The organism is Amycolatopsis sp. (genome assembly GCF_035276945.1).
GTDB lineage: Bacteria > Actinomycetota > Actinomycetes > Mycobacteriales > Pseudonocardiaceae > Amycolatopsis_E.
The window spans coordinates 75,727-82,396 of record NZ_DATELF010000181.1 but is presented as its reverse complement, the minus strand read 5'-3'; the positions used below and the strand labels follow the sequence as shown (position 1 = coordinate 82,396).

Below are 6,670 nucleotides of genomic sequence, written 5' to 3'. Positions count from 1 at the left end.
GTTGTGGCCGTGGACACACCCGACGCCGGCGAGCAGCCCCCGACGCTCACCCCCGAGCCAGCCAGCGCGCCGCCGTGGCCGCACCGCGACCCCGCCGGCCCGGCCACGGCCTCGGCGGTGGCGCCGGTGCTCGAGGCCATCCGCGAGCTCTCCGCGGCGATGGACCACTACCGTCACGCCTTCGGGACCGCCCACGAGCTGGGAACCGCGGAGATCACCGCGCTGACCCACCTGCTGACCGTCGAGCACACCACCGCCGGCCGACTCGCCGCCCGCACCAACCTCACCCCCGGCTCGGTCACCGCCCTGATGGACCGTCTCGAACGCCGCGGCTACCTCACCCGCACCCGCCCCCCGACCAACCGCCGCACCCTGCTCATCGAACTCACCGACACCGGCCGCCGCCTCGCCCACAGCATGTACACCCCGCTGCTACCCCTGCTCGAGACCGCCGCCGCCGACCCCAAGGCTCCCGACCCCGGACGCATGGCGCACTGCCTCGACCAAATCGCCGAGCTCATCGACCACCTCGCCAGCACCCCGCCCACCACCTGAAATCCACCCCCGCCCGCGACACCCTTGGATCGTCCGGGATCAGCCTTGGCCGCCCGGTAAAGCGTGTGCTGCACAGCACGGACCGCGTCCACACGGGCCCGCCAGCCTGCTACCGGGCCACCTCGCAGCTACCCGGACCGGACTTCCACCGGCAAGCGACGACGAGCTTACGAAACAAGCCATCAACCACTCACATGATCAACCACCTATCCCTACTGGACACACAGGAGAATCGCTATGAACATCCTCGTCGCCACCGCCCGTACCCAAGGGGCTCGTGCCAACGACTACCACTTCTGCACCGAAGGTGAACTGGTCTGGATCGGCCTGATGTGCCGCCGCGGCCAGGACGATCCCGACGGCAGTTGCGGATGCGGCCGCGGGTTCGGCGGCCTGAACTCGCACAAGGCCACCACCACGGCGATGGTCGCCGATCTCCCCGGATTCACCCGCGCCGACTATGTGCTGGCGATCCGCTCCAGCCTCGCCGATCAGGGGTGGCCACCCTCGGTGGCGGAGGAGATCGCCGACGACCAACTCGGACTCGCCCGCCAATGGCCACCGGGAACGGTCATCGAACGCCGTCTCGATTACGTCCAGGCCCGCATCATGGCGTCGGGCAAGACCTGACCGCCCCCCGAAACCTTTTCCGGGGGAACCCAGTAGCCGGATTCGGACCAGTCATCGAAATGTGAGGTGATGCCCGAACGTCCTGTGGTCGCGGACGACGGATGAAGGCGGACACCGCGTACCCTTGGTGCACGCGGGCACGGCCCTGCTCTGGCGGGCCGCGTGCTGGGCATGCTGTCCGTTCCGCTCGAACCGGCTACCGGATTCCGCTGCGGCGCGCACCCCGACGTCCGCCAGGCGTGCGCCGAGGCATGCGGCACAGCGCCGGCACCGAAACAGATCCCGCTTCGCGAACTGCTGGGCGTGATCGGCGCACGAATGGGGTCGGAAAGCGCATGCTCGGCCGAGGTGACCTCGCCGGCGTCTCACGGCCGCAGGGAATCCAGCAACAGCTCGGCATAGTGCTCGCCCACCTGCCGAGCGGACAACCGGCCCCCACTGCGATACCAGGAACCGAGGTGGTGCACCGAACCGAAGAAAAAATCGACGATGATGTCGGCCGGTTTGTCGACGCGGAACTCGCCCGACGTCTGGCCCTCTTCGATCAGCGCTCGGAACCGCTCGTGGTACTTGCGACGCTCGGCGCGTACGGCCATGCGCTTGTCCGGGCTCAGCTGATGCATGGACTGCAGGAAGATGGTGGTGTCGTCGAGGTTCTCGATGGTGCTGACGACCACGTCGCTGCACGCCCGGCGCAGTCGCTCCCCCACCGGCGCCTCGGTCACCGCGACCTTCTCCAGCTGCTCGGTCTGCGCCCGCAGGACCCGGCCGTAGATCTCGGAGAGCAGGTCGTCCTTGGAGTCGAAGTAGTGGTACATGGCGCCCTTGGTGACGCCCGCCGCAACGACGATCTCCTGCACCGAGGTGCGGTCGAACCCCTTCTGGGCGAACAACCTCGTCGCCGCCGCCAGCAGGCGGCGCGGCACCGAGTCCTCCTCCGAGCTGTTACGCACCATTGGCCCAGCATACTGACCGGACGGTAAATCCCACGGACGTCACCGCCTGCCTCGAACGGGAGCCAAAGCCGTCACAAGCGAAGGAGCACGTCACTCGCCGAGCGCCTCAATCTTCCGCTGCAGCTTGTTCATGCTCTTGAGCCAGCGGTCGGTGTCGGTCGCCCTGGCCGCGTAGTAACCGGCCACCTCGGCGTGCGGGAGGATCAGGAAACGCCCGTCCTCCAGTGCCTTGCGCACCTCCTCCGCCACTTGGTCGGGCTCGATCGCCGTCGCGCCCATGATGAGTTCGCCCACCGTTCCGGTGTCGGCGAGCATCCGGGTACGCACGCCCTGCGGGCAGAGGGCCTGCACGGTGATGCCCCGATGCCGATAGGTGGCGTCGAGCCATTCGGCGAAGGCGAGCGCGCCGTGCTTGGTCACCGAATACGGCGCCGAACCCAGCATGGTCAGCAGTCCGGCGGCGGACACCGTGGCGAGGAAGTGCCCACGGCCGCGGTCGAGCCAGTCCGGCAACAGCAGCCGCGCTGCCCGAACGTGGGCCATCACGTTGACCTCCCACGCCAGCGCCCACGCCTCTTCCGAAACGTCGGGACCGCCGTAGGTGGCTACGCCGGCGTTGGCGCAGTACAGGTCGATGGTGCCCAGTTCGTCCTTCGCCTCCGCGATCAGCCGCTCGACCCCGGACTCGCTGGCCGCGTCACCCACGATCGCCGCCCCGCCGACCTCACGGGCGACCGCGGACACGGCCGTACCATCGAGGTCGGCGACGACCACTCGTGCGCCTTCCCCGGCGAACATGCGGGCCAGCGAGGCGCCGATCCCGCCGCCACCGCCCGTGATCACCACCCCGGCACCGGAAAGTTCGGTCATCACAGCCCACCCGCCAGGGTCACGCCACCATCGAGCACGATGGTCTGCCCGGTGATCCACCCGGCGTCTTCGGAGAGCAGGAAGGCGACCGCTCCGGCGATGTCCTCGGGCACGCCCAGGCGCTTCAACGGGTACGCGGCCGACGCCTCCGCCTCGCGGCCTTCGTAGAGGACTGTCGCGAACTTCGTCTTCACCACGGCCGGCGCGACCGCGTTCACCCGGATGCCCGGGCCGAGTTCGACGGCCAGCTCCATGGTGAGCCGGATCAGCGCCGCCTTGCTCACGCCGTACAGGCCGATGCCCGGCGAGGCACGCAATCCGGCGACCGAGGCGACGTTGACGACCGCGCCGCCGTGCTCGCCCATCCACGCGTCGCGGGCGAGCCTGGTCCAGGCGAGCGGCGCGAGCACGTTGACGGCGAAGACCTTGGCCGCGACCTGGGGGTCCACATCGATCACCGGCCCGAAAACCGGGTTGATCCCGGTGTTGTTGACCAGCATGTCCAGGCGGCCGAAGGTCTCGACGGTCCTGGCGACCGTCTCCTCCCGGTGTGCCTGGTCATCGGCCCTGCCCGGCACGCCGATGGCCACGTCCGGGCCGCCGAGCTCGTTCACCGCCTCCGCCAGGGGATCCGGCTTGCGGGCGGTGAGGCATATTTTCGCGCCACGCTGCACGAGCTCCCGCGCGATGCCGAGGCCGATGCCCCGGCTCGCGCCGGTGACGATCGCGACGCGGTCCTTGAGCGAGTTCACCTGCTTCTCCTGTCTTCAGGGTGGGAAACCTATGGTCATGCGAGCCTGTCCGCACGGCCCGCCGCTGAGCGCCCGCTTACACTTCGCTCCTGTGACAATGTCCGCCGAACTGTGGCCCGACGTACAACCAGACGCGGCCCGGCGCCTGATGCTCGCCGCGGTCGAGTCCTTCGCGAGCCGCGGCTACCACGCCACCACCACCCGCGACATCGCCGGTGCCGCGGGCATGAGCCCCGCCGCGCTCTACGTCCATTTCCCGTCCAAGGCCGCGCTGCTGTTCGCGATCAGCGAGAGCGGCCACCGGCAGACGCTGACCCTGGTCGAATCCGTCGCCGACCGCGACGAGAGCCCGCTCGATCGGATGCGCGAGATCGTCGAGGACTTCGTCGCCTGGCACGCCCGGCGCCACACAGTCGCCCGGGTCGTGCAGTACGAACTGCAGGCCCTGCCGGAGAAGGAGTACGCGGTGGTCGCCGATCTGCGACGGCGCATCGAACACAGGGTGCGGGACGTGATCGCCGAGGGCGTCGAGCAGGGCGTGTTCACGGTGAGCGACGTCCGCACCGCGACGCGGGCCGTGCTGTCGCTGGGCGTGGACGTCGCGCGCTGGTACACCGAACGCGTGAACACGACGCCGAAGGCGCTCGGCCGCGACTACGCCGAGCTGGTGTTGCGCATGCTGGGCGCCACTGCCTGAGCTCACGGAAACAAGCTACCTCACATACTAAGCGGTCGGTAACCTCTTTCACGAGGCGCTCCGAAACCTCACGCAGGCGGCGAGCCAGTTCCGGCGAGCCCTCGACTTCGAATTCGAAACCGTGTTGTGCCAGGTAGAACGGCGCGGTATCGAGGTCGCCGGACCCGGTGTGCACCACGCACCGGTTTTCGTCGATCGCCTCGATCAGGCGCTCGACGGCGGTATCCGCGCGGCGACCACCTCAGCGGGCGCATGGACGACGAGGCGAAAGCGATGCGGGAAGGGCGCCGAGGAGATCGATCGCGTGATGAAGGCGGCCAGGTCTTCCTCCGGTGGCTCGCGCGGGGTGAACCGGAAGCTGGTGGACAGGGCGCCCATCCGGTCGGCCCGGAAGGTCCGCCAGGCGTCCCGGTCGACTCCGCCAGGCGTCCCGGTCGACGTCGTAGGCCAGCAGATGCCAGCGGTGGCCGGTCCAGGCCAGCCGTAACGGCTCGATGGTGCGACTGCCGGCGCGCCCGGCGCGCGAGGTGTAGTCGACGTGCAGGCGCTCGGGCTCACGGCACGCGGACGCGATCACCGTCAGCGTGGTCGCGTCGACCCCCGGTCCGCACGGGTCAGCGGGACGGCCTCATCGAGGAACTGGTGGAGTCGAGCGTCGACCTTCGGTCCGCACGGGTCGGCGACACGGCGACCTCGTTGAGGGCGTTCACCCGCGCCGCAGGCGCTCGGGCAGCACGCTTGGCGAGCGCACCGACTTTTCCTCGGCCCCGGCCACGCCGCTTCCCGTCGCGGCGCGCAGGCCGACGACGACCGCCACCGCCTCGTCGTCATCGAGGAGCAGCGGCGGCAGCGCGGCCCCGCGCCCAACCGGTATCCGCCGGCGACACCCGGGGCCGCGTGCACGGGATAGCCGAAGTTACGCAGACGTCGCGCCTGACCGTCCGCACGTCCACTTCGAGCCGGCCCGCGAGGTCCGGGCCGGACCAAGACGCGACGGGCCCGCGGGAGGGGCAGTCGCCGCGCCGAGGTATCCACCATGCCGCCATCTTGACAGTTGTCGAGGACGGAAACGATTCTCAATTGCCCCTAGCGTGGTTCCCATGACCGAAATCAAGCCCTTCCGCATCGACATCCCGCAGTCCCAGCTGGATGACCTGCACGCTCGCCTCGACCTGACCCGCTGGCCCGACGAGCTGCCCGGCGCCGGCTGGAGTTACGGCGTCCCGCTGGGCTATGTCAAGGAGCTGGCCGCGTACTGGCGGCACTCCTACGACTGGCGGGTGCACGAGCGGCGGCTCAACTCCTTCCCCCAGTTCACCACCCGGATCGACGGCCAGAACGTGCACTTCCTGCACGTCCGCTCGGCCAACCCGGACGCGCTGCCGCTGATCGTCACGCACGGCTGGCCCGGCTCGGTGGCGGAGTTCGACAAGATCATCGAGCCGCTGTCGGCGGACTTCCACCTGGTGATCCCCTCGATCCCCGGCTACGGCTTCTCCGGCCCTACCCAGAAGACGGGCTGGAACGTCGAACGCGTCGCCAAGGCATGGGCGGAGTTGATGGCCCGCCTCGGCTACGAGCGCTACGGCGCGCAGGGCGGCGACTGGGGGTCGGCCATCTCCCGGGAACTCCGTTGGCTCGACTCCGGACACGTCGCCGGGGTGCACGTCACCATGCTGCCGACGTTTCCCTCCGGCGATCCGGCGGAACTGGAAAAGCTGACCGACCAGGAGAAGGAGCGGCTCGGCGACCGCAAGCGGTACATGGACGAGCTGTCCGGGTACATGAAGATCCAGCGCACCCGGCCGCAGACACTCGCCTACGGCCTGCACGACTCACCGGCCGGGCAGCTGGCCTGGATCGTGGACATGTTCAAGCTGTGGACCGACTCGGAGAACGTGCCCGAGGACGCCGTCGACCGCGACCAGATGCTGACCAACGTCATGATCTACTGGCTCACCGGGACGGCCGGCTCGTCGGCGCGGCTGTACCGGGAGCCGTCGATGACGTGGGTGCGCCAGGAGCCTTCGCCCATCCCGCTGGGGGTCGCGGTGTTCGCGCACGAGATCAACCGGCCGGTCCGCACCTTCGCCGAGCGGGTCGACAACATCGCCCACTGGTCCGAGTTCGACCACGGCGGGCACTTCGCCGCGATGGAGGCACCCGAAGAGCTCGCCAGGGATATCCGCAAATTCTTCTCGAGCCTCTAG

The 6,670-nt window shown here is 69.3% G+C and carries 7 protein-coding genes and 1 pseudogene; 4 read left to right on the top strand and 4 right to left on the bottom strand.

The window, feature by feature from the left end; translation table 11 throughout:
* Both VJT49_RS33515 and VJT49_RS33510 read left to right on the top strand, forming a co-directional pair.
* The coding region (locus VJT49_RS33515) for a MarR family winged helix-turn-helix transcriptional regulator (RefSeq protein ID WP_324168996.1) at positions 1–555 on the top strand (555 nt) is incomplete at its 5' end.
* Positions 556–792: 237 nt separating this feature from the next.
* Positions 793–1,185, top strand: a complete 393-nt coding sequence (locus tag VJT49_RS33510; protein ID WP_324168995.1) for a DUF7715 family protein — start codon at positions 793–795, stop codon at positions 1,183–1,185.
* A gap of 365 nt (positions 1,186–1,550) precedes the next feature.
* Here the strand turns inward: VJT49_RS33510 and VJT49_RS33505 are convergent, their stop codons facing one another.
* The 3 genes from VJT49_RS33505 to VJT49_RS33495 form a co-directional block, all read right to left on the bottom strand.
* Positions 1,551–2,141, bottom strand: a complete 591-nt coding sequence (locus tag VJT49_RS33505; protein WP_324168994.1) for a TetR/AcrR family transcriptional regulator — start codon at positions 2,139–2,141, stop codon at positions 1,551–1,553.
* A 90-nt stretch (positions 2,142–2,231) separates the two neighbouring features.
* Positions 2,232–3,011: an SDR family oxidoreductase gene (locus VJT49_RS33500; RefSeq protein WP_324168993.1), complete on the bottom strand. Its 780-nt coding sequence runs from the start codon at positions 3,009–3,011 to the stop codon at positions 2,232–2,234.
* On the bottom strand, positions 3,011–3,763 hold the full coding sequence (locus VJT49_RS33495) for an SDR family oxidoreductase (protein ID WP_324168992.1): 753 nt from the start codon (positions 3,761–3,763) through the stop codon (positions 3,011–3,013). Before VJT49_RS33495 ends, VJT49_RS33500 begins: the two co-directional genes overlap by 1 nt.
* Positions 3,764–3,860: 97 nt before the next feature.
* Here VJT49_RS33495 and VJT49_RS33490 point away from each other — a divergent pair, with 97 nt between their 5' ends.
* On the top strand, positions 3,861–4,460 hold the full coding sequence (locus VJT49_RS33490) for a TetR/AcrR family transcriptional regulator (protein WP_324169002.1): 600 nt from the start codon (positions 3,861–3,863) through the stop codon (positions 4,458–4,460).
* A gap of 55 nt (positions 4,461–4,515) precedes the next feature.
* On the opposite strand, the pseudogene VJT49_RS33485 reads toward VJT49_RS33490, so the two are convergent.
* Positions 4,516–5,498: pseudogene (locus tag VJT49_RS33485) on the bottom strand (helix-turn-helix transcriptional regulator); the annotation flags it as partial.
* A gap of 62 nt (positions 5,499–5,560) precedes the next feature.
* On the opposite strand from VJT49_RS33485, the gene VJT49_RS33480 reads away from it, so the two are divergent.
* On the top strand, positions 5,561–6,670 hold the full coding sequence (locus tag VJT49_RS33480) for an epoxide hydrolase (protein WP_324168991.1): 1,110 nt from the start codon (positions 5,561–5,563) through the stop codon (positions 6,668–6,670).

Coding starts and splice junctions, on each gene's coding strand:
- VJT49_RS33500 (WP_324168993.1), bottom strand. CDS start 3,011: ATGACCGAACTTTCCGGTGCCGGGGTGGTGATCACGGGCGGTGGCGGC.
- VJT49_RS33480 (WP_324168991.1), top strand. CDS start 5,561: ATGACCGAAATCAAGCCCTTCCGCATCGACATCCCGCAGTCCCAGCTG.
- VJT49_RS33490 (WP_324169002.1), top strand. CDS start 3,861: ATGTCCGCCGAACTGTGGCCCGACGTACAACCAGACGCGGCCCGGCGC.
- VJT49_RS33505 (WP_324168994.1), bottom strand. CDS start 2,141: ATGGTGCGTAACAGCTCGGAGGAGGACTCGGTGCCGCGCCGCCTGCTG.
- VJT49_RS33510 (WP_324168995.1), top strand. CDS start 793: ATGAACATCCTCGTCGCCACCGCCCGTACCCAAGGGGCTCGTGCCAAC.